Raw genomic sequence first — 26897 nt, 5'->3', positions numbered from 1 at the left:
TTATTATAGCCCAATAAGTTTCATCTAAAAAACAAATACATGTAAATACTATTTTTCACTTGTTATGTAAAAGGCTCTAGTACGGTTCCCCCTACTAGAGCCTTGTTATTATTTATTAAAGTACACTTGCATGTCCTTTATAAATAACACCTGTTTCAGCATCCATTGTTATTTCCTGACCGTGGCGAATTAATGTTGTTGCTTCTTTTACGCCGACGATTACAGGGATACCAAGGCTTAGTCCTACAACAGCAGCATGACTAGTCAGTCCGCCTTCCTCTGTAATAAGGCCGATGCAATTTTCAATCGCTGGCATCATATCGCGATCCGAACCTAATGTTACTAAAATGCAGCCATCTGTGTCATATGCTAATGCTTCTGCTGCATTTTTTGCTACAACTGTCTTACCGATTACTGATGCTTTGCCGATTCCTTGACCACGCGCCAGTAAATCACCAATAATGTGAACTTTCATTAAGTTTGTAGTACCTGCTTCACCAACAGGAACTCCAGCCGTAATAACAACTGCATCACCATGCGTAACATAGCCATGTTTTAAACTTTCGTCTACTGCCAGCTCTAAAATTTCGTCTGTCGTTGTAACACGTTGACATACTACCGGATAGACACCCCATACAAGCGTTAGTGTATTGGCTGTATTTGCAGAGCCCGTAACAGCAACAATTGGTACACCAGGACGATATTTTGCAATCATTCTCGCTGTATTTCCGCTTTCCGTTGGTGCCAATACCGCTTTTACGCCTAAGTTTATCGAAGTATAAGCTACTGCCTGAGAAATAGCCTCTGTCATATTCGCTTCTTTTTCACGACTACGTGTCGAAACGATTGCTTTATAATCCAATGAGTTTTCAGTGCGCTGTGCAATTTTATTCATCGTTTGTACAGATTCCACTGGGTAAATTCCTGCTGCTGTTTCACCAGATAGCATAATCGCATCCGTTCCATCAATAATGGCGTTCGCAACGTCACTTGCTTCAGCACGTGTTGGACGAGGATTACGTTGCATTGAGTCTAACATTTGAGTAGCTGTAATAACCGGTTTACCAACTTGGTTACATTTTAGAATTAATTTCTTTTGAACTAAAGGTACCTCTTCGGCTGGAATTTCTACACCAAGGTCACCACGTGCTACCATTAATCCATCTGATACTAAAATGATTTCGTCAATATTATCGACACCTTCTTGGTTCTCGATTTTCGGGATAATTTGAATATGACTACCACCATTTTGCTCAAGTAATTCACGAATTTCTAATACATCTTTCGCTCGACGAACGAATGAAGCGGCAATAAAATCGACACCTTGCTTAATACCAAATAATATATCTTGTGCATCTTTTTCAGTAATACCTGGTAATTGCACTGAAACGCCAGGGACGTTAACACCTTTTTTATTTTTTAAGACCCCAGCATTTTCTACGATTGTATGGATAAGCCCTTTTTCGGTGTCTGTTGCTAGCACACGTAATTGAATTAACCCATCATCCAATAAAATAATGGAGTTTTGTTCTACGTCTTCGATTAGTCGGTCATACGTAACAGAGAAGCTTGCCTCTGTTCCTTCTACTTCCGTCATCGAAATATCGATTACTTGTCCTGCTGTTAAATGCAGTTCTCCATTTTGCATATTATGTGTGCGAATTTCAGGTCCTTTTGTGTCGAGCAAAATCCCTACTGGTTTTCCTAACTTATCTGCAACTTCACGAATTAAATTAATGCGCACTTCATGTTCTTCATGTGAACCATGTGAAAAATTTAAGCGGGCTACATTCATACCTGCCTCAATTAGTTTTTCTAAAATTTCCGGTGACTCACTTGCTGGACCAATTGTACATACGATTTTTGTTTTTCTCATTTTCTGCCCACTCCGTTTTACGCCAAATTATATTGATAGTTCTTTCATTAAAGTATACAAGCTTACATCTGACTCATGATGCTTTTCAAAAGCTTCTGGCATATCATAGTCAATTACTGTATGGTTGCGTATGCCTACAGCTCGACCAGATTTACCTTCCATTAATAATTCTACTGCATGTGCACCAAATTGACTTGCGAGGACACGATCACGTGCCGTTGGAGAACCACCGCGTTGAATATGACCAAGAACTGAAACACGCGTCTCTTTCCCCGTCTTTTCTTTTAGTAGTTTTGCCAAATCGCTTCCTGACATTACACCCTCTGCTACAATAATGATACTATGCTTTTTCCCTCGTGCTTCACCACGCTCTAGACGCGATATGATGTCGTCTAAATCATAATCTTCCTCGGGAATTAAGACGGTTTCAGCACCTGCTGCAAGCCCTGCCCATAATGCGATATCACCAGCATCACGCCCCATAACTTCAACAATAAAAGAGTTTTCATGGGAAGTCGCCGTATCACGAATTTTATCGATTGATTCAACGACTGTATTAAGCGCGGTATCAAAGCCAATTGTATATTCTGTTCCAGGAACATCGTTATCAATCGTTCCAGGCACACCAACAACTGGGAAACCTTTTTTCACAAGGTCCATTGCACCTCGATAGGAACCATCACCCCCGATAACAACTAAACCTTCGATACCTGCTTCTCGCATTTTAGCAATACCTTGTTGTTGGACAGCATCTTCTTTAAATTCAGGGCAACGAGCTGAAAATAAATTCGTACCCCCTCTTTGAATGATGCCACCTACAGAGCCTAAATCAAGTAGCTCAAAAGATCCTTTAATTAAACCTTCATAGCCATGCTTAATGCCAACAACATCTAGTCCATGATAAGCTGCCTTACGAACGACTGCTCGAATGGCTGCGTTCATGCCAGGTGCATCTCCACCACTTGTTAATACGGCAATTTTTTTCATTGTCGAACAACCTCCTGCAGTGTTATCTAATATTATTCACATTAACACGAAAAAACAAACTATGTAAGGGTTCTGACGTTAGAAAAACATAACTTTTACATAAAAAATGAAAAGAATGCGCTTTCACACATTCTTCCCATCACAAAGCATCTAAAATTTAACATTTTTAAAAACTTCGTTATAAATTAACGATTAGCTAGTCAGCGCTTTGTTATGTGTTTAGTCTACACTTCTGTATATTGTCCAATTTTTTTAAATTTTTCATAGCGGTCTTCAATTAGTTGCTCACCATTTAAAGAATTTAATGCTTTTAGTGTGTCACTAATACATTCCTTTATATACATAGCTTGCTTTGCTACATTGCGATGAGCACCGCCAGTGATTTCAGGAATAATCCCATCAATAACACCAAGCTCTTTTAAATCAGGTGCGGTAATGCGCATTGCCTCAGCCGCCTGCTTTGCAAGACTACCATCACGCCATAGAATTGAAGCCGCCCCTTCTGGAGAAATAACCGAATAAGTAGAGTTCTCTAACATGAATACACGGTTTGCTACACCTAATGCTAAAGCACCGCCACTACCGCCTTCTCCTATAACAATGCTAATGACTGGTACTGATAACCCTGCCATTTCTACTAGATTACGAGCAATCGCTTCACTTTGACCACGTTCTTCTGCTGCTTTCCCTGGGTAAGCACCTTTTGTATCAATAAAACAAATGATTGGACGATTAAACTTTTCAGCTTGTTTCATTAAGCGTAACGCCTTACGATAACCTTCTGGATGTGGCATACCGAAATTACGGCGAATATTTTCTTTTGTGGACTTGCCACGTTGATGACCGATGATAGTGACAGGTTGTCCTTCAAAAAGAGCAATCCCACCAAGTATCGCGGCATCATCACCAAACGTACGATCACCATGTAGTTCAATAAAGTTTTCGCACATCGCTTCAATATATTGTAACGTTGTTGGTCGTTCTGGATGACGTGCCACTTGCACTCGATCCCACGGCTTCATATTGGCATAGATTGATTGCTCCAATTGCGTTAAACGTGTTTCCAGCTTTTCAATCTCACCAGTCATATCTACATCCGCATCGGCTGCAATCGTTTTTAATTCATCAATTTTTTCACGTAATTGTACTACTGGTTCTTCAAAGGCTAAATTTTTAGACATGTTGTACGCCACCCTTCGTATGCATTTTTACAAGCACAGCCACTTGTTTACGTAAATCTTTGCGATGGAAGATGGCATCTAGTTGACCATGTTCTAATAAAAATTCTGCTGTTTGGAAATCATTTGGTAGTTTTTCTCTTACTGTTTCTTCAATTACACGTCTACCAGCAAAGCCGATTAGTGCTTGAGGTTCTGCAATATTAATATCCCCCACTGAGGCAAAACTTGCAGAAACACCGCCTGTCGTTGGGTGCGTTAAAATCGAAATAAATAATAGCCCTTGATCGCTATGACGTTTTAACGCCACACTCGTTTTTGCCATTTGCATTAACGATAAAACACCTTCTTGCATTCGTGCGCCACCACTTGCAGTAAAAATAATAAATGGTACACGTAATGCTGTTGCTTTTTCAACAGCGCGTGTTATCTTTTCTCCAACAACAGAACCCATTGACCCCATACGGAAATGCGAATCCATAATGGCAACGACGATCTCTTCCCCATCCAGTGTGCCTAACCCTGTCAATACCGCTTCATTTAGGCCTGTTTTTTGTTGATCCGCATTAATTTTCTCTACATAGGCAGGGAAATTTAGTGGATTGCTTGTTTGTAAATGATCGTCCATCGAAACGAACGAACCTTCATCTAAAAAGTCTGCTACACGCTCCTGTGCCGTCATTTTAAAATGGTGACCACATTTCGTGCATACTTTGTGATGCTTCTCTAATTCTTTTGTTAACTGGATATGGCGGCATTCTGGACATTTTGTCATGAGTCCTTCTGGAAATGCCTTTTCTTGACCATCCTGTTTCTTTTTTCGATTTGCGCTAAATATGTCGCGTATTGCCATGTTTGACTCCCCCTTTGTTGTCTAAAAAGTTTGACCAGTACCCATCCACTGCTCGTAAGCTCGTAAAGCTTCTTTTTCATAACCAAGCTGCATCGATTTCAACATTGTTTGAAGGATAAGTTTTTCATCTTCCGTTGAGTTTCGATTTAAACGGTCACCGTCATAAGCTGCAAGTTGAAACCAGATTTTCAGCGAAAGCCGATTGCCTGATGTAATAATTATTTCTCGTAACACATCGCGACAATTGACTGTTCCTTCAATCTCCAGCTTCACAAAAAAACTGTCCCACACAGGTAGTGTACGAAGAATCTCTGTACAACTTATTACGCGAATTGCTTCCTTTTCATGAATTTGTCGCGTTAATTCGACATCTTTTTTTGATTTTTCATCTTCTAATATAAACATCGACAGTACTTCTACAAGCTGATGCTTATGTGTTAAGGCAAGGAATGTACCTCCACCATGGCGTGTCTCGATGAGTCCAAGTAACTCTAAACTGCGCAGTGCCTCCCTTACAGAGGATCGCCCAACACCTAACCTTTCTGATAATACACGTTCAGAAGGAAGCTTTTCTCCAGCTTGAATTTTTTCCATTCGAATCAGTTGACGCAATTGCTGAACGATTTCTAAAAACACTTTTTTTTGTTCGGTTTGTTTATCCATATGATTAACTCCCGTTATTAAAAGTGGTCTGACCACTTTTTAGCATTGACTATATCTTACAAAATAACTTTTGAAAAGTAAAGAAAAAACTGCATAGGATGCTATGCAGTTTCTAAATTCTTGTTTAATTTCATAATTTTTCAGTCGATTGTGCATGTTTTACTTTCACTTGTGGTTTCCCAAAACGTTTTTCCAGCGTGCCTTCAATATAGAGTAACCCATCTTCCAGCAACATTTCCTGTACGAGTTGAAATACTTGCGGGAATAATGTCACAGATACTGTACCAAACTCATCTTGAAGTTGGACAAAAGCCATCTGCTCTCCTTTTTTCGTTCGGATTTTTTTTACTTCTTCAATCAGTCCAATCATTTTTACATACATTCCCTCACGTGCATGCTTCAGTTCTGCACATGTAATATTCACATCTGCCCAGTAATTTCTTACTTCTGAAACAGGATGAGCTGATATATAAAAGCCTAGACTTTCTTTTTCATGCTGGAGTTTTTCCTTCTGGGGCATCGCTTCTGCTTGCATATACTTTGGTTTCCCAAAAGTAAACGCAGTTGCCGTTTCTATATCTACATCTTCTGTTGGACGCAATAGTTCTGCATGCATTAGCGCCGCCTCTAAAGTAGCTACGAGCACCGCACGATCCTTACCTAGATAATCGAGCACACCTGCATAAACTAAAGTTTCCATTACTTTCGGTTTGAAATGTTGTGCACTTAAAGCGACTGCCAAATCAAATAAATTATGAAAAGCAGCTGGATTTGTTTTGCGTACTGCCATTACCTTCTCTATAAACGTGTGCGGCACACCTTTAACGCCGGATAAACTAAAGCGAATTCCATCCTTTTCAACTAAAAAGAATTTTGTACTGTGCAACAGCGAAGGTGGATAAAATGGAATTCCTTTATCTTTCGCTTCCGCTACAAGTTGCTGAATTTTTTCCGTATTTCCCGTTGCATTTGTTAATAAAGCAGCATAAAAACTTTGCGGATAATGTGCTTTTAAATACGCCATTTGATACGAGATGACACTATAGGCAACAGCATGACTTTTTGGGAAGCCATAGTCTGCAAAGCGGACAATTAGCGCATAGACATCTTCTGCAATATGTCGATCAAAACCTTGGTTCAATGCCCCATTGACAAAGGCCGCTTGTTGCTCGTCTAAAATATCACGATTTTTCTTACTCACCGCACGACGCAATAAATCCGCCTGCCCCATTGTAAAACCTGCCATCGTTGCAGCAATGTGCATGATTTGCTCCTGATAAACAATAACACCAAATGTTTCGCGTAAAATTGGTTCCAACAACGGATGGGGCATCGTTACTTGTTCCTTGCCTGCTTTCCGTCTAGCGTACACAGGGATAAATTCCATTGGGCCTGGACGGTAAAGTGCATTGACAGCTACAATATCCAAAAAATGGGTTGGATGAATATCACGTAATGCTTGTTTCATCCCTTCCGATTCTAGCTGAAAAATACCAACTGTATCACCCTTTTGAAGCAACTGGAACGTCAGCTCGTCATGCATTGGAATAAGGTCAAATTCTATCCATGGCCCTCCAGTTTTATAAATAGACCAACGTACTTGCTCTAAAATTGTTAAATTGCGCAACCCTAAAAAGTCCATCTTTACAAGCCCACGCGCCTCCACATCCCCCATCGGCCACTGCGTAATATACACACCATCATGACCATCTTCTATTGGAATTGTATTCACTAAAGGTGTCGGTGCTAACACAACACCCGCTGCATGGGTAGAAGAATTTCTCGGCAGGCCTTCTAGTTTTAATGCCACTTCATACCAACGTTGATGGTATTCATTTTCCGCTAACCAAGTTTGAAAGTTTGGTGATTCTGCCACCGCTCTGTGCAAAGTCATCCCTGGTTTATTGGGGATCATTTTCGATATTTTTTCCATCACTTCAGCCTCAAACCCAAAAACACGCGCCACATCTCTTGCTACTGCTTTCGCAGACAAAGTACCAAAAGTAATAATTTGTGCAACATTAGCCTTGCCATATTTTTGTACGACGTATTGAATGACTTGATGTCGTTTACTGTCCACAAAGTCAATATCGATATCTGGCAGTGTAACACGCTCAGGATTTAAAAAGCGTTCAAATAATAAACCATAGGCGAGTGGGTCGACCTGTGTTATAGAGAGACTAAAAGCAACGAGTGAACTTGCGGAAGATCCACGACCTGGCCCAGTTAAAATACGCTGTTCTTTGGCAAAATGCATAAAATCTGCAACAATTAAAAAATAATCAGCATAGCCCATTGAACAGATGATTCCAAGCTCATATTGGAGTCGCTCTCGATATGATACAGGTAGCTCAGCCACCTTCAAACGTGCAGCTAAGCCTAAAAATGCCTCTTTGACAAGCAAGTCTTCGGCTGTTTCTCCCTCTTGTACAGGGAATGTAGGCATTTGAACATGCGTTTCTGGAATTTTTGCAACACAGCTAGCAAGCATGCTGGCACTTGCTTCAAGCCATTCTAAACGATCTCCAAACCAACCTTTCCACTGTTCCTCAGTTGGTACAAAATAGTGTTCTAAATGCGCTGTTAGCATCGTGTTTTGAAGCTTTTCCCCTGTATCGATTGCTCTAGCTACTTCATAAGCAAAATGGTCTTCTGGTCGTAAAAAATAGCAACGTTGCGTGGCTACAATGGCAATATTTTCGGCTTCACACCACTGCGCAATCATCGCTTCATTGTCTGCTCTTATTCCTCCTGGTCTTGCGATCCCTACATATAGACGTTTTCCAAACACTTGCTGTAGCGCACTTGTCATTGCTTGCCACTCTGCTCTATCGGCTATTTCAACCGTCGACAGTAGCGCTATACATCCTGCCGCATAGCCTTCAAGCCATTTCCAAGGCAATACCTCGTCTTGTCGAATAGAAACAGCACTACTAATCTTTAGTAGATGCTGATAACCTTCCTGTGTTTGCGCATACAGCACAAGCGGAATTGTTTTTTCATCCCACTGGACCTTTATTGTAAGCCCTATTACCGCATGAATATTTGCTTGCTGCATCGCTTGACAAAAAGGCAAAAGCCCGTACAATTTCGAATTGACAATTGCACAGGCCTGCGTATTTTGCTCTTGTAAAAAAGGGATCAATTGTTCAAGCCGAATCGTGCTTTGCAATAAATCCGCGCTCGTATGCATTTGTGTATATACATGTGTCAAAAGAATCCCCGCCTTTCAATTATGAATGATATGATTGACAAATTTCTTGTAAACGTGCAGTGACACGCTCTGCTTCTTGCCATGAATAGGCGGTTGCCCCTGAAGCAAGAGGGTGTCCCCCACCATTAAATTCTTTTGCTAATGTGTTAATAATCGGACCTTTAGAACGGAGACGAACTCGAATTTGGTCTTCCTCTTCTATGAAAATAACCCAAGCACAAATTCCCTTTACACTGCCTAAACAACCGACTAATAAAGATGCCTCTGATGGCACAACGTTAAATTCTGCAAGTAATTCCTTAGTCAGTTTAACATACGCCGCTCCATGTTCATCCATTATGAAGTTTTGATAAATATAACCTTGTAAAGTTAACAGTTTTTGTTCCATTTCATACATCCCATCGAAAATTTGATTTCGATCAAAATGATATGTAATGAGCTCTGCTGCCACTCTAAATGTTTTTACGGTCGTACTTGGGAATTGGAAACGCCCTGTATCTCCTACAATTCCAGCAAATAATAATCTAGCAGAAGCATCCGATAGTTGCCAATCCAATGTTTCTTTACCTGTTTCAAAAAGCTCGTAAATCATTTCACTGCACGAACTTGCTGTTGTATCTACCCACAATAAATCTCCGTATTGGTCATCATTCGGATGATGATCAATTTTTACAACCATCTTACCTTTTGTATAGCGTTGATCATCAATACGCTCCGTATTCGCTGTATCTGTCACAATAACTAAAGCATTTTCATAAACAGCATCCTCAATTTGATCGGGCTCTGCTAAAAACGACAAAGACGTATCGTGCTGGCCTACAGCGTACACTTTTTTATCAGGATAATTGGCTAAAATCAATTCTTTTAACCCTAATTGTGATCCGTACGCATCCGGATCCGGACGCACATGGCGATGTATAACGATTGTCTCATATGCAGCAATTGTGTCGATGATTTGTCTTTTCAAAATGATTTCCCCCAAAATGATAGTAATAACCGTTAGCATTTTTCTTCAATAATCGTTACAATAATGTCTAGTTATGCTAGGAGGTTTACTATGCTCAATTTAATTTTTGTCTTCGCAATTATCATATCATTTGTCTTTTATTTTTATTTTAAAACAAAACAGTTCCGTTCTCCATTACCTATTGCTAAAAATTGGTACAAAAGTAAGGCGAATATAGGCTTCGGTTCCTTTATTCTTGCATTTTCTTTAAACCAAGCTTACTTATTCCCTGGAATGTTTACATTTATCATTGTAGCAATTCTTGTGATATTAGGCATCTTTGTTATTGTAGAAAATATTAAAAAAGCTCGCCACTATGGTCAATTTGTGGATGAAGAATATCGTATCAACCGTTAATTTCTAATTGCAGGGCACATATCATAGAACATAACGATTAAAGGGATGACCTAGTATTTGCACTAGGCCATCCCTTTTTGTGTACTTAACGCTCCAATAGCTGGAACATCATCATTGCCTTACCGACAAGCATTTGCTCATTAAATACTTCGAAGTCCATCTTAACAAACTTCCGACTCATATCTAAAATGCGGGGCTTAACAGTAAGTGTGCTCTCCATTTGAACAGGCTTAATGAAATAAATCGTCATGTTTTCTGCCACTGCATCGCCACGTTTTCGACGCTTTAATGCAAATGACCCAACTTCGGCTAGTAAAGTTGTAAATGCTCCGTAAGAAATAGCCCCATATTGGTTTGTCATTTGCGGTGTCACTTTAAACTCAACGATTAAATCTTCATCGCCTAGCACTTTCATCTCATTCTTTACTAAATCATCAATTGTTTCACCGTGCTGAGGCTGTCTTTGTGCAAGTTGCAATGCTTTTAGCACATCTTGACGACTAATTACACCTTGTAGAACATTATCGTCATTGACAATTGGTAGTAAATCGATTCCTTCCCAAATCATGCGGTGCCCTGCAGACGCGACGCTCATTTTCATTGAACCAGCGATTGGATTTTTCGTCATAACCTTTTCAATCAGCTCGTCTTCTTCCCTACCAATAACGTCTTTAACAGTGATCATTCCGACCAATTTATTGTTGGCAGTTACTACTGGGAATGCACCATGTGTTGTACGCTCATTCAACTTGTGGAAATGATGAATCGTTTCATCATTGCGTAATACAGATGTCTCAACCATTGGTACATAGATATCCTCAATAAATAAAATATCTTTTTTAATTAACTGGTCATAAATAGCACGGTTAATCATCGTGGCAACGGTAAAAGTATCATAGCTAGTAGAAATAATCGGTAAATCCAGTGCATCGGCAAGTTGCTTATTATCATCTGTTGTGTCAAAGCCACCGGTAATTAATACAGCAGCACCTGCACGTAGCGCATTTTCGTGCGCTTTTATACGGTTTCCGACGATAAGTAAGCTACCAGCATCTGTATAACGCATCATATCTTCTAATTGCATCGCACCTATTACAAATTTTGTTAATGTTTTATGTAGACCTGTTTTACCACCTAATACTTGGCCATCTACAATATTAACAATTTCGGCAAATGTTAACCGTTCGATGTTTTCTTTCTTTTTCTTTTCAATACGAATTGTTCCGACACGCTCAATAGAACTTACTAAGCGACGATTTTCCGCTTCTTTTATAGCGCGGTAAGCCGTTCCCTCACTAACTTGCATTTCTTTTGCAATTTGTCGTACTGAAATTTTATCGCCCACGGGTAGTGACTCGATGTATTGTAAAATCTTCTCATGTTTTGTTGACAAAATATCACCTATTTCTCAAGCAATGAATTCTGTTCTTAGTGTACCATATTTTTTGCGAAAATATTGAGTATAAAGGTGTAAAATGTTTAACGTTTCCTATTATTTCAACTACGCACGTGGTGTCAATTATTATAGTACAGCACCTTAAATGATTAGGAACAGTTTACTTTTTCACCAGCTTTTAAAATTTGAACCTCTGCATTTTGCACTAAATTTGCAAAAATTTGCGGATCCTGCTCAATCGGAGGGAATGTATTATAATGTATCGGTACAACAATTTTTGGTTTTAAAAATTCTACAGCACATGCAGCATCTTCAGGGCCCATCGTAAAGTTATCTCCAATTGGTATAAACGCTATATCAATTGGATGACGTTCACCAATTAATTTCATATCGCTAAATAGTGCTGTATCCCCCGCATGATAAATCGTTAATCCCTCGATAAATAATAGCACACCGGCAGGCATTCCCATGTAAATGATTTCATTGTTTTCTGTTATATAAGAGGAGCCGTGGAAAGCCTGTGTAAACTTCACCTTCCCAAAATCGAACTGTTTTGCTCCACCAATATGCATTGGATGCGCTTTCACACCCTGCCATGAAATCCAGTTTGCTAATTCATTTGGTGCAATAACTAGCGCGTCCTTTTTCTTAGCAAGTTCCACCGTATCCCCTACATGATCATTATGCCCATGTGTAAGTAAAATAATATCCGGCGCCTCATCTGTAACCTTCAAATCGGTTTGGCTATTTCCATTAATGAAGGGGTCAATTAAAATTGTTTTATCATTTGTCTGAATTTTAACGACAGAATGACCATGATAACTAATTTGCATAAAAACGTTCCTCCCAATACCATAATATTTGCTCCATCTTTTAATTCGCTATCCATGCGCTTTTTCCCTTTTTTTGATATGCTTGTACAGGATATGAAAAGTGCTATAGTGCTAGCTTTTCCTTTGACATGTATATGCCGAGAAAAGAACCATCGTGCTAAATCATTTTTTGTTATAACCGCGCTGCGGGTGCTCCAAATAAACGTAAGCATTGCATTGCTTATACCTAAAAATGAAGCCACTTGAAAGATGATGTTTTAAATTAACATCGAAAAAAACTAGGTGCAATATGAGGAGGAAATGGATGATGTCAAAAGTACAAGAAATCCAAAACTATTTACAAAAAAATCAAATTGATGCCGCATTCGTAACGACTCCCGATAATGTCTATTACGTATCAGGTTTTAAAAGTAATCCCCACGAACGATTACTAGGTGTGATGATTTTTAAAGAAGCAGAACCTTTTTTAATTTGTCCACAAATGGAAATTCCAGATGCACAAGCTGCCGGCTGGTCATATGAAGTAATCGGTCATCAAGATACAGATAATGCTATGGATGTTCTTGCACAAGCGATTCATAAGCGCAATGTAAATCCATCAACATTTGCGATTGAAAAAGCACAGCTTATCGTAGAACGTTTAGAAGCTTTACAACAATCATTTCCACAAGCTCAATTCGTACGCCTTGATGAAAAAATTAATGCAATGCGTGTGATTAAAGATGAAAATGAGTTAAATAAACTACGCAAAGCGGCTCAACTTGCCGATTATGCGATTGAAGTAGGTTGCAAAGAAATTGCTGAAGGTAAAACTGAAATGGAGATTTTAACTGCTATTGAAAGTGCTATTCAAGAAAAAGGCTGTAAAATGTCCTTTGAAACAATGGTATTAAGTGGACCAAAATCGGCTTCACCACATGGTAAACCTGGTTCACGTAAAATCGAAAAAGGCGATATGGTGTTATTTGATTTAGGGGTAATTTACGATGGTTATTGCTCTGATATTACACGTACAGTAGCTTTTGGTGAACCATCTGCTCCACAAAAGGCAATCTATAATGCTGTATTAGCGGCTAATACCAATGCCATTGCAGCTGTAAAGCCTGGCGTACGTGCAATGGATTTAGATAAAATTGCGCGCGATACTATTACAGACGCAGGATTTGGTGAATATTTCACACATCGACTTGGCCATGGGCTTGGCATTTCCGTTCATGAATTCCCATCTATTACAGGAACAAATGACATGATGATGGAAGAAGGCATGGTATTCACAATCGAACCTGGTGTTTACAAATCTGATGTGACAGGTGTTCGTATTGAGGATGATGTCGTGGTTACAAAAGATGGTGTGGAAGTATTAACAAAATTCCCTAAAGACTTAATCGTACTGTAAGACAAGGTATTTTACAGTTGGAAATACGATGTAGAAGATAGCACAGTTTCTCTGGATTCTTTTACAGTCACAAAAGAGAAAAAGTGTTAGATTGACTAAAGTCAATCTAACACTTTTTCTTTATCGTTTGTTGTCCGTTATGGCGATGCTTTCTGCTCGGAATGCCCGCGTCTTACATGATGTTTGTTCTGAGCAGGAGTCAGCGCCTACGTCAACAACTAATGCTAGCTTCAATATTTTTATTTATTGTAAAAGGAAGAATTGCTAATCCACCATAAATGGATATTTCTGTCCTTCTTTTGGCATTTCATGGTTCAGATGTATTCATACGTAACGAATAGCAACCACAGGATATATTAATTTTAGTTATTCATTATTATTGGATTAATTCATCCACATTCACATATGGCAAGCCTTGTGCTTCTGCTACCGCTTTATAAGTAATATGCCCCTCTAATGCATTCACACCTTTTTTCAATGCAGGATTGTCAATACATGCTTGCTTATAGCCTTTATTGGCAATTTGCAACGCATAAGGAATTGTATTATTTGTTAAAGCAATCGTTGAAGTACGTGGCACAGCCCCTGGCATATTTGCAACAGCATAGTGGACTACCCCATGTTTAACATACGTTGGATCATCATGTGTTGTAACACGATCAGATGTCGCAAAAATTCCACCTTGGTCAATCGCAATATCCACAACAACAGAACCTGGTTGCATCGATTGAATCATTTCTTCCGAAACTAACTTTGGAGCCTTTGCACCAGGAATTAGAACAGCACCGACAACTAAATCTGAGTGTTTCACAGATTCTGCAATATTATACGGGTTAGACATTAATGTTTGAACATCGCGACCAAACATATCTTCTAATTGACGTAGACGTTCTGGACTTAAATCAATAACTGTTACGTCTGCTCCCATACCAACTGCAATTTTCGCAGCGTTTGTTCCGGCGATTCCGCCACCAATTACTGTTACTTTACCGCGTTGTACACCTGATACACCGCCTAGTAAAATCCCTTTACCACCGTGATTTTTCTCTAAATATTGCGCACCAATTTGTGTTGCCATTTTACCAGCTACTTCACTCATTGGTGTTAATAAAGGTAGTGAACCATTTGCAAGTTGAACCGTTTCATAGGCAATACCTACAACTTTTTTATCTATTAATGCCTGCGTTAATTCACGCTCTGGCGCTAAGTGCAAGTAGGTAAATAAGATTTGTCCCTCATAAAAGTAATCGTATTCCGATGCTACGGGTTCTTTTACTTTTAAAATCATTTCTTGAGCCCACGCTTCTTTTGCCGATGCAACGATATGTGCACCTGCTGCTACGTAATCTGCATCTGTAAAACTTGAACCGATACCAGCTCCTGTTTCAATATACACTTCGTGCCCAGCATGCGTTAAGGATACAACTCCTGCTGGTGTCATTGCTACGCGATTTTCGTTGTTTTTAATTTCCTTTGGAATACCAATCTTCATATTTCCAATCCCCTTTCATAACCTATGAACTAAGCAATTTTCATCAAAATACGTTTCATCGTAAATGATGCACCCCTTGCATTTCCATCTTACCAAACATGTGCAAAAAATGCTTTAATTAAAGCAAATACTAATTAAATTTACAATATTTATAAAATATCAAATAGTAAGACTATTAAAGATATACGAGTCATTGTACAGTAAATGCCTTCACTTTTTCACAAATTTTCTTCGGAAAGTATTTCCTTTAGAAAATCATTTGATATAATATCATTATACAAATAGGGAGGTAATACAAATGGCTAATCATTATAAAAGCATTGTAGTTGCAGTAGACGGTTCTAAAGAGGCAGAGTACGCTTTTCGTAAATCAATCGACGTTGCTAAACGTAACGAAGGTGCTGTTTTAAACCTAGTAAATGTTATTGATACACGTTCATTCGCTGCTATTGAAGCATATGACCGTTCCATTGCAGAGCGTGCACAAGCTTTCTCTGAAGAATTATTAAATGGTTACAAAAAACAAGCTGAAGAAGAAGGCTTAACAAACGTAAACCTTGTAATCGAGTATGGATCTCCTAAAAATATTATTACAAAAGAGCTTTCTAAAATCGTTGATGCAGATTTAATTATCTGTGGCGCTACTGGTTTAAATGCAGTAGAACGCTTCCTAATCGGTTCAGTATCTGAAGCAATCGTACGTTCTGCAAATTGTGACGTACTTGTTATCCGTACACCAGAAGCTTAATCGCAATACATAAAAAGGTATCCTAATTCGGATACCTTTTTTATTATTTTATTTTCCTTCTTGCCACATCTTCACTTTCTCAAAAAACAGTGCAAGCGCTTGTTTATTTTGCATATTTGGTACTTTTGCCAATAATACTTCTTTCGGGGCTTTAAAAGCTTCCCCTTGCTTTTGTAAAATCACAATACTTTTTTCAAGTGCTTTATTGGCAAACATTGTTTCTGGCAATTGAATAATCGCTTGAATCCAAGCATGCTTTTGGATATACTTATGCAGTTGTTTCGACTGTTCTGATTCAAAAAGATGTGTTGGCGCTAAGAAAAATAAATAGCCTCCGTCTTTCGTATAATTGATAGACTGCTCAATAAATAAATGATGAGCATAGCTCATGCCTTCAGAAGCACAAAGCTCATAATCTAGTGCTACTTCCTCATTCGGATAGTATCCGACTGGTAAATCACAAACAATCGCATCTACAGGATCCACCAATAAGTCTTGCAACGCATCTTGGCGATATAAAGAAACTGGTTGCTCTGTTAAATCTGCTGTTGATGCAGCTAATTGGATCAGTAATTCATCTACCTCCACACCTGATGCTTCTAATTTTCCATCAAGTAAATTCATAACTGTTAACAATAAATTACCTGTTCCCACTGCTGGGTCCATGATTGTCAGCTTTTCTTTCTCTAATCGATCCGCAAAAATTTGTTCAACAAAATAACCAACTAATAAACCAAGCGTATCTGGCGTCATTTGATGATTTGGCTGGGAACCTTTACGCATCCCTTTTAAAATCGCAATTTGAATAGATTTACGCACATCTTCTTTCGTTGCTCCTTGTTGGGAGAAATCTACTTCTCCATCAAGCCATGCTTCTAGTCCATCAAGCACACCTTCAAGCAATGTCGCATCTTGCTCTTTTTCTATTTTTTCTGCATGCTCATTCAGCATCCCAAATAGTTTTTCAATTTTTTCCATATATAACTTCCTTTCACGCAGAAAAGAGCCGTGACAAAACCTGTCACAGCCCTTTTGTCTAGTATTATCTTAGCCTAAAAGAAGCAAATTATGCTAGTGCTTTCACTGCTGCAATTGCTGCTTCATAGTTTGGATGATCTGTAGCTTCAGGTACATACTCGACATAAGTCACTTTGCCAGTTGCATCTACCACAAAAACAGCACGTGCTAGAAGGCGTAATTCTTTAATATATACGCCATATGCTTCACCAAATGACAGGTCACGATGATCTGAAACTGTTTGAACAGCATCAATTCCTGCAGCTCCGCACCAACGTTTTTGTGCAAATGGCAGGTCAACTGATACTGTATAAATTACTACATCATCGCCTAAATTTGCAGCTTCCTCATTAAAACGGCGCGTTTGTGCATCACATACACCTGTATCTAATGATGGGACTACGCTAAACAAGCGAATTTTACCTTCTGAATCTTTTAAAGAAACAGGTGATAAATCATTTGCTAATACTGTGAAATCCGGTGCTTGGTCTCCAACCTTTACTTCGTTACCTATTAGTGTTACTGGACCCTTTTTAAATGTAATTTGTGCCATGTTAACGCCTCCTAATCATCATATGTACATAATCTTACTAAATGTAGGGAAATAATTGCAACTAGGACAACTTATCTTCATGCAATTATTGTGATGGCTTGTCAGCTACCACTCCTATTTACACTGTTCACACACATTTTTAAAGATAATTACAAAAAAATGTTAGATGACTGTAATCATCTAACATTTTTACATATCAAAAATTTACATCTCTTTGTCAAGTCACTCAAAGTGATGTTTTGCCTGCTGATTATTCCTCAGGCTTCTCCTCCAACTTTTCAGGCTCTTTAGCAGTTTCCTGAATAGTTGCTGGCGTTTGTACTGTTGCTTGCACAGTTTCTTTTGCTATATACACTTTTTCATGAACAACCGTAGTCTCCGCAAAATAATCATGTATACCTTGATTGTCAGGTAAAATCGCAACTAAAATATACAGCGGCGTAAAGATATTACTGATTAAACGACCAATCCATTCTCTGAACAGCACATCTGACCATTGGAGTTTATCATGTTTCAGCGATACTACACGTAACCCCAATGCCATTTTCCCTAAAGTTTGCCCGAAAAATTTCGTCATCAAAACAAAGTAACAATAATAAAGAACAGCTGAAATAATTGAAATAGGTGCATACCACACTGATTCTGATAATGACCAGTCCATTAAGTAAAATATTGGATTAACAGCAATTCCTATTATTGCAGAAATAATTAATCCATCCAGGACAAATGCCCAAAAACGTACCCAAAATCCTGCGGTCTTCAATTCATAGTTTGTCATCACTGTAGGCGTCACTGTTTTATCTAGCAATTCTTGGCTTATCGAGGGTGTCCCTTGCAAAACGAAATCATTGTTTGTCATGGTATGCCCTCCTTAGTATTCACCATATAAATACATCATTTTTGGTGCCTTGTATTCCGTCATAATTTTCATCAACATTTTTTCTTCAGCCGAAGGACCAAATAGTGAACCTACTTTCATGCCAATTAATGACGGTAAGCCTCCTTGATTATACGAGTATTCGAAAAGAACTGCATCCTCTAATCCAAAATCTTGTCGTAAAGCTGCAATTGCCGCTTGCTCATCGCCAATTTCGTCAATTAAGCCTGCTTCAAGTGCCTTTGTACCGCCAAGAATTCGACCATCAGCTACCTTTTTTACATCCGCTTCAGACATATTTCGTCCTTTTTCAACAATATCAACGAACTCTTCATAAGATTCATTAATCATATCTTGCATCATAGCACGTTCTTCTGCAGTAATTTCACGCGTAGGGCTTAGCATATCTTTATGTTGCCCTGATTTAAACGTTTCAAATTTCACGCCAACTTTTTCGGCTAATTCTTGATAATTAATAGATTGCATAATGACACCAATAGAACCTGTTATTGTATCACGATGTGCATATATTTTATCTGCTGGTGCTGAAATGTAGTAACCACCCGACGCTGCCATAGAATCCATCGACACGTAGATAGGAATTTGACGCTCTTCTTTAATTTCTAACAATTTCTTATAAATTTCTGCCGATTCCTTTACTCCACCACCTGGAGTATTCACACTTAGTACAATCCCCTGTACTGTATCATCAGCTAAAATATTATCCAATTGATTTAAGAAAAACTGATGATCGTAAGCAATGGATTGCCATAATGTATTCGATCCAACATCTTGAATCGTCCCATCCACTTTCAAATATGCGATACGTTTAGTATGATCTTCACCTTCAATAATCGTTTCGTATACATCTAAATTTTTGCCAGCCATCACGCTATCAAAATTACTAAAGAAATCTGATTTAAAAATCGCCATAATTGTGTTAAGTCCTAATGAAAACACTAATAATACAGCTGCAACTGCTAAGGCTATCCACCTTTTTGTATTCATCTAATCGCCTCCTCTTCACGTTATACGTCTAAATGTCCAAAACGTTTCACTTTTAAGTGATTTTTATGTAAAAGTTTTTCCCACATTTATTATTTTGCCATAAACGAAATAGGGATGTACAAAAAAAATCAAAAGTTCATCATAAAGCATGAACTTTGATTTTTCGACATTATTTCCTAGGAAATAATTATTGGTGTGTGTAATGGGCTTTTTCTTGTTGTCGTAATTCGACACGACGGATTTTTCCAGATGCAGTCTTTGGTAATGCTTCAACAAATTCAATTGCCCGTGGATATTTATAAGGTGCTGTCATCAGCTTCACATGGTTTTGTAGCTTTTGAATAAGCGTATCATCACCTCCCACTCCTTCACGCAAGACGATAAAGGCTTTCACAATATTTCCTCTTACTTCATCAGGGCTTGCCACAACAGCAGCTTCTTTAACAGTAGGATGCTTCATTAAGGCATCTTCCACTTCAAATGGCCCAATTGTATAGCCTGACGAAATAATGACATCATCACCACGTCCCTCAAACCAAAAATAGCCATCTGCATCTTTATATGCTCGGTCACCGGTAATATACCAATCTCCACGGAATTGCATGCTAGTGCGTTCTGGGTCCTTGAAATACTTTTTAAACAGTGCTGGGGTTTGACGATGAACGGCAATATCTCCAACAACGCCATCAGCAACAGGATTTCCAAAATCATCAATAATTTCGACTGTATTGCCTGGTGTCGGTTTACCCATAGAGCCGACGCGAGCATCCATGCCAACCAGTGTCCCAACAAGCAATGTATTTTCTGTTTGGCCATAGCCATCACGCACTTGAATATGAAACGTTTTTGAAAACACTTTAACGACTTCACTATTTAACGGCTCACCCGCTGATACAGCTTGACGGATGGCACTTAAATTATAGTCCTGTAGATTGTTAAGTGCGGCCATAAAGCGATATTCTGTTGGGGTACAACATAACACATTTACTTTAAATTTTTCTAGCAATGACAAGTAAGTCGAAGCATCAAATTTTCCTTTATAGACAAATGCCGTTGCTCCACTACCTAACGTTGCTAAAAACGGACTCCAAATCCATTTTTGCCAACCGGGTGCGGCAGTAGCCCAAACTATATCATTTTCTTGGACACCTAACCAATTCGGTGCTGTCGTACGTAAATGCGCATAACCCCAGCTATGTGTATGAACAGCTGCCTTAGGATTCCCTGTTGTCCCACTTGTATAAGCTAAAAAGGCATGATCTGTACTTTTTGTCGGTGTAGGGTTTGTATAATTTGTAGGATGTTCCTTCATTTTTTCAAGCAATGGTTGCCATGGTGCATGCGCGTGACCAATAACGAATTGCATAATTCCTTTTAAATTTGTTACGTCGTCAAATTGCTCAATATATGGCTCATAGGCGATAATACCTTTGGCATTGGCATGTGTAATACGATATTCAATATCCTTTGTACGTAACATTTCAGAGCTAGGGATAATAGTTAAACCCGCTTTCAGTGCCGCTATGTAAACAATATAAGCTTCGACAGATCTTGGAACCATCACTAATAGCACATCGCCCTTCGTTAAACCCTGCGAAGTAAATACATGGGCAGCCTGATTCGCCTTTTCCAGTAAATTTGCGTATGTAATATATTGAATTTCTTCGTTGTCATTATAAACTATTAATGCATTTTTAGATGGATCTTGAGCATACTTTTCAATTTCCTCCACAATGTTATACCATTCTGGTGCAATTAAATCCTGTCTTTTCATCATAACTTCCTCCTTAATACTAGGTTCATTATAAAACTCATTTTTTACGATTTTCAATGGAAGGACCCTATTTTAAAAAAGTCATGACAATTATCATGGTCTAGTATATGGCATCAGTCACTGCTTTCCAAATAATGATAAAATGCTATTGAATACTATGAAAAGGTATGTTACATTTTGGTCAACTAAAATTTTCATGATTGCAGGGGGACTCTTGTGAGTTGAGAAGGTAAAACCTGACCCTTTGAACCTGTTAGTTAATACTGACGTAGGGAGCAATACACATCTTATTATTGATGAAAAGCTCTTTTTACGTGTGCCTTGTGCCCGAATAAAAAAGAGCTTTTTTTGCATGCTTACGTCCACCAAAAGAGGAGGACTACAATGGTTTTTCAAACGATTCGTAAAAAACAACCGTTGATTCACTGCATAACCAATTATGTAGTGGCAAATTTTCAAGCAAATGGCTTACTAGCAATTGGTGCATCACCGGTAATGGCGGATGATCCGCAGGAAGTCGAAGAAATGGTATCCATCGCATCAGCGTTATTAGTCAATATCGGAACGCTTACTACACGAACAAAAGAGTCGATGTTACTTGCAGGAAAAAAAGCGAATGCCCTTGGTATACCAGTAATTTTGGACCCAGTAGCTGCTGGCGCTACAGCATACCGCAAACAAACGGTACTACAGTTATTAGATTCGATTCATTTTGCTGTTATCCGCTGTAATGTTGGCGAACTTGCCGCGATTGCTAATGTACAATGGCAACAAAAAGGTGTTGATAGTGGTACTGGTTCCATATCTGTTGAGGATAAAGCAAAAGAAATAGCAAAAAAATTTAATTGCATCGTGATTGTAACTGGTGAAAAAGATTTTATAACCGATGGGAACCTTGCGCAATGGATTGCTGGTGGTCATACTCGAATGACAGAAGTGACAGGTACTGGCTGTTTATTAAGCGCAATTTGTTGTGCTGCATATATGGCGGGCAATAAGCCTTTTTCTCAATTATGCGAAACATTAACGAGCTATAAAAAAATTGCTGAACATGCTCATTCGGCTGCTCAATATAATGGTGATTTTGCTGTAGCAGTCTTAAACGAATTGCATCGTTTATCGAAGGACGGTGATATTTGATGCACATTGTTACAACAATAGCGGGCTCTGATAGCGGTGGCGGTGCAGGTATCCAAGCAGATTTAAAAACATTTCAAGAATTAGATGTATTCGGAACGTCCGTAATTACAGCTTTAACTGCCCAAAACACACAAGGTGTCATGGATGTGCTACCCATCGAACAAGCCTTTATAAATAAACAATTTCATGCTCTCTTAGAGGATTTTCCAATTAGCGCCATTAAGACTGGCATGCTTTTTTCCTCTGATATTATTCGTACAATTGCGCTAGCTATGACGAATTTAACCATCCCTCTTATTGTTGATCCTGTCATGATTGCAAAGGGCGGTGAAACTTTATTACAACAAGAAGCTGTGGAGGCATTAAGAAACAATTTATTACCACTTGCCACGATTGTAACGCCAAATATTCCAGAAGCTGAAACATTAGCTGCAAGAAAAATCGAAACCGTGTCTGACATTCGACTTGCGGCGCATTCGTTACTACAGCTAGGTGTTCAATGCGTGATTATCAAAGGTGGCCATCTAGCGAACAAAGATTTTGCTGTAGATTATGTATTTTTTAAAAATGGCAAATCATTCTCAATGCAGTCTAGTCGAATTGCGACCAAAAATACACACGGTACAGGGTGTACATTTTCTGCCGCATTAACAGCTTTCATTGGCCGTCAAATGCCGATAGAGCAAGCCATTATTGAGGCTAAGAAATTCATTCAACTAGCAATTACTCATAACTTATCGATTGGTCATGGTAATGGACCAACAAATCATTTTGCTTACCAAAAATTCAAAGAAAGTTGCGAGGTGACCATAGGTGAAACGCAGTGATTTACAGCTCTATTTTATAATGGGTACAGCGAATGCAAAAATCAAAAAACCATTAGCAATACTAGAAGAAGCATTGCAAGCTGGTATTACGATGTTCCAATTTCGAGAAAAAGGAACAGATGCACTAACTGATGAACATTATGAACATTTTGCCCGTCAATGCCAAAAACGATGTCATCACTACAATGTTCCATTTATCGTAAATGATGATATTGAGCTTGCCTTAAAGCTCAAGGCAGACGGTATTCATATTGGACAAGATGATTGTCCCATCTCGCTAGTAAGAGAAAAAATTGGTGAGGAAATAATACTTGGTGTTTCGGTTCATACAGCGGATGAATTACAAATCGCTATAGAAAATGGCGCAGATTATGTAGGGATTGGTCCCATTTTTGCCACCACTTCTAAAAACGATGCCAAAGCGCCAAGTGGTACTGAATTTTTACAACAAGCACGCCGTCATTATCCCGAGTTGCCGATTGTAGCAATTGGTGGCATTAACTGTCAGAATGCAGAAACTGTATTAAAAGCTGGTGCAGACGGTGTAGCAGTTATTTCCGCAATTTGTGAAAGTCATAATATTCACCAAACCGTTGAGACCTTTAAATCGTATTGATTGAATAATTCGAGTTACGCTAGTCATAAAAAAAGTAAAAATAAACAAACTAAAACCAGTGCCTTTTACGGTCACTGGTTTTAAGTTCAATAAATGCTTTTTTGCAATTATTGTTTTGGCATACCTTTTAATTGAGATTCTGCCATTTGTACAAGACGTTTAGTGATTTCACCACCAACGGAACCGTTAGCACGAGCTGATGCGTCAGCTCCTAATTGAACACCAAATTCTTGTGCAATTTCGTATTTCATTTGATCAAGCGCTTGTTGTACTCCAGGTACTGCAAGCTTGTTTGAACTGTTGTTGTTTGTCATGTCTCTCACCTCCTTGTGAATATAGAATGTGCGATATTCGATTTTTAATACGAAAATTTTAAAGGTAAAATGTAACTCTAAAGGAAAAAGACTAGAAAATATAAAAAAACCGTCCCAAATTACAAATTTGAGACGGTTTCCTTCTTATTATAATGTCGTTATTGGTCTTTATAAGAAAAGAATATTCTTTTTAGTTTAAATCCGTAAATTTTTTATAAAAGATCTGCAAATTTATCTTTAGGTTGTTCTTTTTTCGGGAAAATGTACACTTCACGGTTTTTCACAGCACGTTCGATTAGTTCATCAAAATCAGAAAAGCTTTCATAACGCTCTACTTTTTCAAGCTTTGGCTTTGTTTTCGGACTAGCTGGGGTGAAAATTGTACAGCAATCCTCAAATGGCTGAATTGACGTTTCATATGTGCCGATTTTTTCTGCAATATCAATAATTTCTAATTTATCATTTGAAATAAGCGGCCGTAAAATTGGTGTATTCGTTACAGCATTAATCGCCGTTAAACTTTCTAGCGTCTGACTTGCTACTTGTCCAAGACTTTCACCTGTCACAATGGCCAGTGCATTAATTTCCTCACGTACTTTATCTGCCACCTTTAACATCATGCGACGTGTTGTTGTCATTGACACATTGGACGGCACTCTGTCTTTAATAAGTACTTGGATTTCTGTAAATGGAATAACATGCAGGCGAATACTCGCACCAAATTTTGTTAGTTCATTTGCAAGTACTTTTACTTTCTCCAATGAATTTTGACTTGTATACGGTGGGCTAAAGAAATGAATTGCTTCTAAACGTACACCGCGTTTCATCATTAAATACCCAGCAACAGGACTATCAATACCGCCTGACAGCATTAATAGTGATTTGCCGTTAGAGCCAACTGGCATACCACCTGCGCCTGGAATCACTTGCGCCATCATATATGTTGAATCGTGGCGTACTTCCACTCGTAATTCTACATCTGGATGTTTCACTTTTACTGATAAGTTTTGATATTGTGGTAAAACATGCCCACCAATTTCGCGTTGAATGCTGTGAGAATCTAATGGGAATGTTTTATCTGTACGTTTCACTTCAACTTTAAATGTTAGCTGTTGATCTTTAAATGTATCCATGATTGTAAGCGCAAGTCGCTTCATGGCATCCATATCTTTTTCACATGCAGCAACTGGGCTAAATGATTGAATTCCAAAAATTTTCGGTAAGCCTGCTAATAAAACATCCATCTGTGCTTCATCTTGAATGGCAATAAACATTCGGTCGCGTTCTGTGCGGATGTGTAAATGGCCTAAATCTGCAAATGCATAGCGAATATTTTCACGTAAACGGCGGATAAAGTCCATTTTATTACGTCCTTTTGTCGATAGTTCGCCATATCGAATTAAAATTTCTTTCCAAATCATAATAATAGTTCTCCTTTAAGTTCCTTCAATACTGTATTAATAACTTGTATTAATTGGGTTATATCGTCCGATGTTACATGTGCACCAAAACTAACACGAACAACACCTTTTTTAAAATGTTCATCAATATTTAAGGCTTCGACAACATGGCTTGTCTTTGTTTGTCTAGAAGAACAAGCACTCGAAGTCGATACAATCACGCCATGTTTTTGCAAAGCATTGATCAGTACCTCGCCTTTTATATCACGTACACTAAACGATAAAATATGAGCTGCACACTCTGGAGTAGATATTATATGCACAATATCACCAAAATGCGCTAGTGCTGCACGTAATTGCTGTTGCCAATTACGGTAGTTTTCAGAACGTTCATCCATTGTTTCGACTGCCATACGAGCCGCTTTTGCCAATGCTACTGCTTGAGGTACAGCCACTGTGCCACTACGTAAGCCGAATTCCTGTCCACCACCAAAAGCATAAGGTTGCCATTGCATTGGCTTACGAAAAGCTAAGACACCAGAACCTTTAAAGCCATGGATTTTATGTCCAGAAATCGTAATACAATCTGGCCCATCTTCACCTTTAAACGTTAATGGAAGTTTTCCAAAGCTTTGGACTGCATCCACATGAAATGCCGCTCTACTTTCTGCATGAACGATAGCAGCCGCTTCAGAAATAGGTTGAATTGCTCCCATTTCATTATTGACATGCATTATGCTAACCAATATCGTATCTTTCCGTATTTTGGCTCTTAGCTCATCCAATGAAATAACACCTTGTTTATTGACACGTAAATATTCTATTTCAAAGCCTTCCTTTTCAAGCTGCTTGACTGGCTCTAACACAGAAAGATGCTCAATTTCCGTTGTTATAACATGTTTTCCTTTATGCGTATTACCGCGTGCGAAACCTAAAATGGCTGTATTATTCGATTCGGTTCCACCTGAAGTAAATAGCACATTTTTTGCTTCAGTCTTCAAAATATCTGCTACTTGCTCCCGTGCACGCATTAATAATGCATTTGATTCTACACCCATGGCATGGATTGATGCAGGATTTGCATAATATTGCTCATTTACTGCCATAAATGTTTGCATCACTTCTTGATAAGGCTTTGTAGTAGCACTATTATCAAGATAAATTGTATTAGCTTTCATTATTTTTCACACACTTTCAAAACGTTGATTTAACGGTATTTATCATAACGCAATCTGTCGCAATTGACTACTAATTATTCTAATTTCGTCATTTTAGGTCCGCTTAGCATCGCTTATTTATTGCGAATATGCTGTGAATTTCAGCTGATTTCACACCATAGAAAAATATTTTGGAAAACATTTATTTAGGATAA

General features: G+C 38.6%; 24 protein-coding genes and 1 riboswitch. Of the genes, 6 read left to right on the top strand and 18 right to left on the bottom strand.

Annotation, left to right across the window (positions count from 1 at the left end):
- Nucleotides 1-115: 115 nt before the first annotated feature.
- The 7 genes from pyk to LS41612_RS06400 all read right to left on the bottom strand — a co-directional run bounded on the left by pyk (nt 116) and on the right by LS41612_RS06400 (nt 9738).
- Nucleotides 116-1876 (bottom strand): pyruvate kinase, encoded by a 1761-nt coding sequence (gene pyk, locus LS41612_RS06430; RefSeq protein WP_024363803.1) that lies wholly within the window; start codon nt 1874-1876, stop codon nt 116-118.
- Nucleotides 1877-1903: 27 nt separating this feature from the next.
- The gene (pfkA, locus tag LS41612_RS06425) at nt 1904-2863 is read right to left on the bottom strand and encodes a 6-phosphofructokinase (protein WP_024363802.1); all 960 of its coding nucleotides are present in this window, start codon (nt 2861-2863) and stop codon (nt 1904-1906) included.
- A gap of 224 nt (nt 2864-3087) precedes the next feature.
- A complete protein-coding gene (locus LS41612_RS06420; protein ID WP_024363801.1) occupies nt 3088-4044 on the bottom strand; it encodes an acetyl-CoA carboxylase carboxyltransferase subunit alpha in 957 nt (318 codons plus the stop codon).
- The gene (gene accD, locus LS41612_RS06415) at nt 4037-4894 is read right to left on the bottom strand and encodes an acetyl-CoA carboxylase, carboxyltransferase subunit beta (protein ID WP_024363800.1); all 858 of its coding nucleotides are present in this window, start codon (nt 4892-4894) and stop codon (nt 4037-4039) included. The genes LS41612_RS06420 and accD overlap by 8 nt, the downstream gene beginning before the upstream one ends.
- A gap of 21 nt (nt 4895-4915) precedes the next feature.
- The gene (locus LS41612_RS06410) at nt 4916-5557 is read right to left on the bottom strand and encodes a FadR/GntR family transcriptional regulator (protein WP_024363799.1); all 642 of its coding nucleotides are present in this window, start codon (nt 5555-5557) and stop codon (nt 4916-4918) included.
- A gap of 130 nt (nt 5558-5687) precedes the next feature.
- The gene (dnaE, locus tag LS41612_RS06405) at nt 5688-8771 is read right to left on the bottom strand and encodes a DNA polymerase III subunit alpha (protein ID WP_024363798.1); all 3084 of its coding nucleotides are present in this window, start codon (nt 8769-8771) and stop codon (nt 5688-5690) included.
- A gap of 19 nt (nt 8772-8790) precedes the next feature.
- Entirely contained in the window at nt 8791-9738 is a 948-nt protein-coding gene (locus LS41612_RS06400; protein WP_024363797.1) for a DHH family phosphoesterase, read from the bottom strand.
- 90 nt (nt 9739-9828) lie between these two features.
- On the opposite strand from LS41612_RS06400, the gene LS41612_RS06395 reads away from it, so the two are divergent.
- On the top strand, nt 9829-10134 hold the full coding sequence (locus tag LS41612_RS06395; RefSeq protein ID WP_024363796.1) for a YtpI family protein: 306 nt from the start codon (nt 9829-9831) through the stop codon (nt 10132-10134).
- 85 nt (nt 10135-10219) lie between these two features.
- Here the strand turns inward: LS41612_RS06395 and LS41612_RS06390 are convergent, their stop codons facing one another.
- Both LS41612_RS06390 and LS41612_RS06385 read right to left on the bottom strand, forming a co-directional pair.
- On the bottom strand, nt 10220-11527 hold the full coding sequence (locus LS41612_RS06390; protein ID WP_024363795.1) for a DRTGG domain-containing protein: 1308 nt from the start codon (nt 11525-11527) through the stop codon (nt 10220-10222).
- A gap of 152 nt (nt 11528-11679) precedes the next feature.
- Complete coding sequence (locus tag LS41612_RS06385) at nt 11680-12363, bottom strand: metal-dependent hydrolase (protein WP_024363794.1); 684 nt, start codon at nt 12361-12363, stop codon at nt 11680-11682.
- Between the two features lie 307 nt (nt 12364-12670).
- Between LS41612_RS06385 and LS41612_RS06380 the strand changes: the two genes are divergently transcribed.
- Nucleotides 12671-13759, top strand: a complete 1089-nt coding sequence (locus LS41612_RS06380) for a M24 family metallopeptidase (protein WP_024363793.1) — start codon at nt 12671-12673, stop codon at nt 13757-13759.
- Nucleotides 13760-14135: 376 nt separating this feature from the next.
- On the opposite strand, the gene ald is transcribed toward LS41612_RS06380, so the two are convergent.
- On the bottom strand, nt 14136-15251 hold the full coding sequence (gene ald, locus LS41612_RS06375) for an alanine dehydrogenase (protein WP_024363792.1): 1116 nt from the start codon (nt 15249-15251) through the stop codon (nt 14136-14138).
- Nucleotides 15252-15549: 298 nt separating this feature from the next.
- Here ald and LS41612_RS06370 point away from each other — a divergent pair, with 298 nt between their 5' ends.
- Nucleotides 15550-15999 carry a universal stress protein gene (locus LS41612_RS06370; protein WP_024363791.1) on the top strand — a complete coding sequence of 150 codons (450 nt, stop codon included), beginning with the start codon at nt 15550-15552 and terminating at the stop codon, nt 15997-15999.
- Nucleotides 16000-16047: 48 nt separating this feature from the next.
- Here LS41612_RS06370 and LS41612_RS06365 read toward each other — a convergent pair whose 3' ends face one another.
- From LS41612_RS06365 to mbcS, 5 genes are all read right to left on the bottom strand, one after another.
- Entirely contained in the window at nt 16048-16977 is a 930-nt protein-coding gene (locus tag LS41612_RS06365) for a class I SAM-dependent methyltransferase (protein WP_024363790.1), read from the bottom strand.
- A gap of 88 nt (nt 16978-17065) precedes the next feature.
- Nucleotides 17066-17569, bottom strand: coding sequence for a thiol peroxidase (gene tpx / locus LS41612_RS06360; RefSeq protein WP_024363789.1), 504 nt, complete (start codon nt 17567-17569; stop codon nt 17066-17068).
- Between the two features lie 250 nt (nt 17570-17819).
- Nucleotides 17820-18428, bottom strand: a complete 609-nt coding sequence (locus LS41612_RS06355) for an RDD family protein (protein ID WP_024363788.1) — start codon at nt 18426-18428, stop codon at nt 17820-17822.
- Between the two features lie 12 nt (nt 18429-18440).
- Entirely contained in the window at nt 18441-19454 is a 1014-nt protein-coding gene (gene sppA / locus LS41612_RS06350; protein WP_024363787.1) for a signal peptide peptidase SppA, read from the bottom strand.
- 187 nt (nt 19455-19641) lie between these two features.
- On the bottom strand, nt 19642-21228 hold the full coding sequence (mbcS, locus tag LS41612_RS06345; RefSeq protein ID WP_024363786.1) for an acyl-CoA synthetase MbcS: 1587 nt from the start codon (nt 21226-21228) through the stop codon (nt 19642-19644).
- Nucleotides 21229-21422: 194 nt separating this feature from the next.
- A riboswitch (TPP riboswitch) is annotated at nt 21423-21520 on the top strand.
- 92 nt (nt 21521-21612) lie between these two features.
- Between mbcS and thiM the strand changes: the two genes are divergently transcribed.
- Genes thiM through thiE form a run of 3 tightly spaced genes read left to right on the top strand, consistent with a single transcriptional unit; the run spans nt 21613 to nt 23811 of the window.
- Nucleotides 21613-22368 carry a hydroxyethylthiazole kinase gene (thiM, locus tag LS41612_RS06340; RefSeq protein WP_024363784.1) on the top strand — a complete coding sequence of 252 codons (756 nt, stop codon included), beginning with the start codon at nt 21613-21615 and terminating at the stop codon, nt 22366-22368.
- Nucleotides 22368-23195 carry a bifunctional hydroxymethylpyrimidine kinase/phosphomethylpyrimidine kinase gene (gene thiD / locus LS41612_RS06335; protein ID WP_024363783.1) on the top strand — a complete coding sequence of 276 codons (828 nt, stop codon included), beginning with the start codon at nt 22368-22370 and terminating at the stop codon, nt 23193-23195. The genes thiM and thiD overlap by 1 nt, the downstream gene beginning before the upstream one ends.
- Entirely contained in the window at nt 23182-23811 is a 630-nt protein-coding gene (thiE, locus tag LS41612_RS06330) for a thiamine phosphate synthase (protein ID WP_024363782.1), read from the top strand. Before thiD ends, thiE begins: the two co-directional genes overlap by 14 nt.
- 107 nt (nt 23812-23918) lie before the next feature.
- Here the strand turns inward: thiE and LS41612_RS06325 are convergent, their stop codons facing one another.
- From LS41612_RS06325 to LS41612_RS06315, 3 genes are all read right to left on the bottom strand, one after another.
- Entirely contained in the window at nt 23919-24125 is a 207-nt protein-coding gene (locus LS41612_RS06325) for an alpha/beta-type small acid-soluble spore protein (RefSeq protein ID WP_024363781.1), read from the bottom strand.
- A gap of 212 nt (nt 24126-24337) precedes the next feature.
- Nucleotides 24338-25546, bottom strand: a complete 1209-nt coding sequence (thiI, locus tag LS41612_RS06320) for a tRNA uracil 4-sulfurtransferase ThiI (RefSeq protein WP_024363780.1) — start codon at nt 25544-25546, stop codon at nt 24338-24340.
- Entirely contained in the window at nt 25543-26703 is a 1161-nt protein-coding gene (locus tag LS41612_RS06315; protein ID WP_029747349.1) for a cysteine desulfurase family protein, read from the bottom strand. Before LS41612_RS06315 ends, thiI begins: the two co-directional genes overlap by 4 nt.
- Nucleotides 26704-26897: the final 194 nt, after the last annotated feature.

The sequence above is a fragment of the Lysinibacillus sphaericus genome (genome assembly GCF_002982115.1).
Classification (GTDB): domain Bacteria; phylum Bacillota; class Bacilli; order Bacillales_A; family Planococcaceae; genus Lysinibacillus; species Lysinibacillus sphaericus.
The sequence above is the reverse complement of the archived record's forward strand: the minus strand, read 5'-3'. Positions and strand labels throughout refer to the sequence as shown.

What these genes read in the sequence shown, in the direction of transcription:
- pyk (WP_024363803.1), bottom strand. Translation starts at nt 1,876, where the DNA reads ATGAGAAAAACAAAAATCGTATGTACAATTGGTCCAGCAAGTGAGTCA.
- pfkA (WP_024363802.1), bottom strand. Translation starts at nt 2,863, where the DNA reads ATGAAAAAAATTGCCGTATTAACAAGTGGTGGAGATGCACCTGGCATG.
- LS41612_RS06420 (WP_024363801.1), bottom strand. Translation starts at nt 4,044, where the DNA reads ATGTCTAAAAATTTAGCCTTTGAAGAACCAGTAGTACAATTACGTGAA.
- accD (WP_024363800.1), bottom strand. Translation starts at nt 4,894, where the DNA reads ATGGCAATACGCGACATATTTAGCGCAAATCGAAAAAAGAAACAGGAT.
- LS41612_RS06410 (WP_024363799.1), bottom strand. Translation starts at nt 5,557, where the DNA reads ATGGATAAACAAACCGAACAAAAAAAAGTGTTTTTAGAAATCGTTCAG.
- LS41612_RS06395 (WP_024363796.1), top strand. Translation starts at nt 9,829, where the DNA reads ATGCTCAATTTAATTTTTGTCTTCGCAATTATCATATCATTTGTCTTT.
- LS41612_RS06385 (WP_024363794.1), bottom strand. Translation starts at nt 12,363, where the DNA reads ATGCAAATTAGTTATCATGGTCATTCTGTCGTTAAAATTCAGACAAAT.
- LS41612_RS06380 (WP_024363793.1), top strand. Translation starts at nt 12,671, where the DNA reads ATGTCAAAAGTACAAGAAATCCAAAACTATTTACAAAAAAATCAAATT.
- ald (WP_024363792.1), bottom strand. Translation starts at nt 15,251, where the DNA reads ATGAAGATTGGTATTCCAAAGGAAATTAAAAACAACGAAAATCGCGTA.
- LS41612_RS06370 (WP_024363791.1), top strand. Translation starts at nt 15,550, where the DNA reads ATGGCTAATCATTATAAAAGCATTGTAGTTGCAGTAGACGGTTCTAAA.
- LS41612_RS06365 (WP_024363790.1), bottom strand. Translation starts at nt 16,977, where the DNA reads ATGGAAAAAATTGAAAAACTATTTGGGATGCTGAATGAGCATGCAGAA.
- tpx (WP_024363789.1), bottom strand. Translation starts at nt 17,569, where the DNA reads ATGGCACAAATTACATTTAAAAAGGGTCCAGTAACACTAATAGGTAAC.
- LS41612_RS06355 (WP_024363788.1), bottom strand. Translation starts at nt 18,428, where the DNA reads ATGACAAACAATGATTTCGTTTTGCAAGGGACACCCTCGATAAGCCAA.
- sppA (WP_024363787.1), bottom strand. Translation starts at nt 19,454, where the DNA reads ATGAATACAAAAAGGTGGATAGCCTTAGCAGTTGCAGCTGTATTATTA.
- mbcS (WP_024363786.1), bottom strand. Translation starts at nt 21,228, where the DNA reads ATGAAAAGACAGGATTTAATTGCACCAGAATGGTATAACATTGTGGAG.
- thiM (WP_024363784.1), top strand. Translation starts at nt 21,613, where the DNA reads ATGGTTTTTCAAACGATTCGTAAAAAACAACCGTTGATTCACTGCATA.
- thiD (WP_024363783.1), top strand. Translation starts at nt 22,368, where the DNA reads ATGCACATTGTTACAACAATAGCGGGCTCTGATAGCGGTGGCGGTGCA.
- LS41612_RS06325 (WP_024363781.1), bottom strand. Translation starts at nt 24,125, where the DNA reads ATGACAAACAACAACAGTTCAAACAAGCTTGCAGTACCTGGAGTACAA.
- thiI (WP_024363780.1), bottom strand. Translation starts at nt 25,546, where the DNA reads ATGATTTGGAAAGAAATTTTAATTCGATATGGCGAACTATCGACAAAA.
- LS41612_RS06315 (WP_029747349.1), bottom strand. Translation starts at nt 26,703, where the DNA reads ATGAAAGCTAATACAATTTATCTTGATAATAGTGCTACTACAAAGCCT.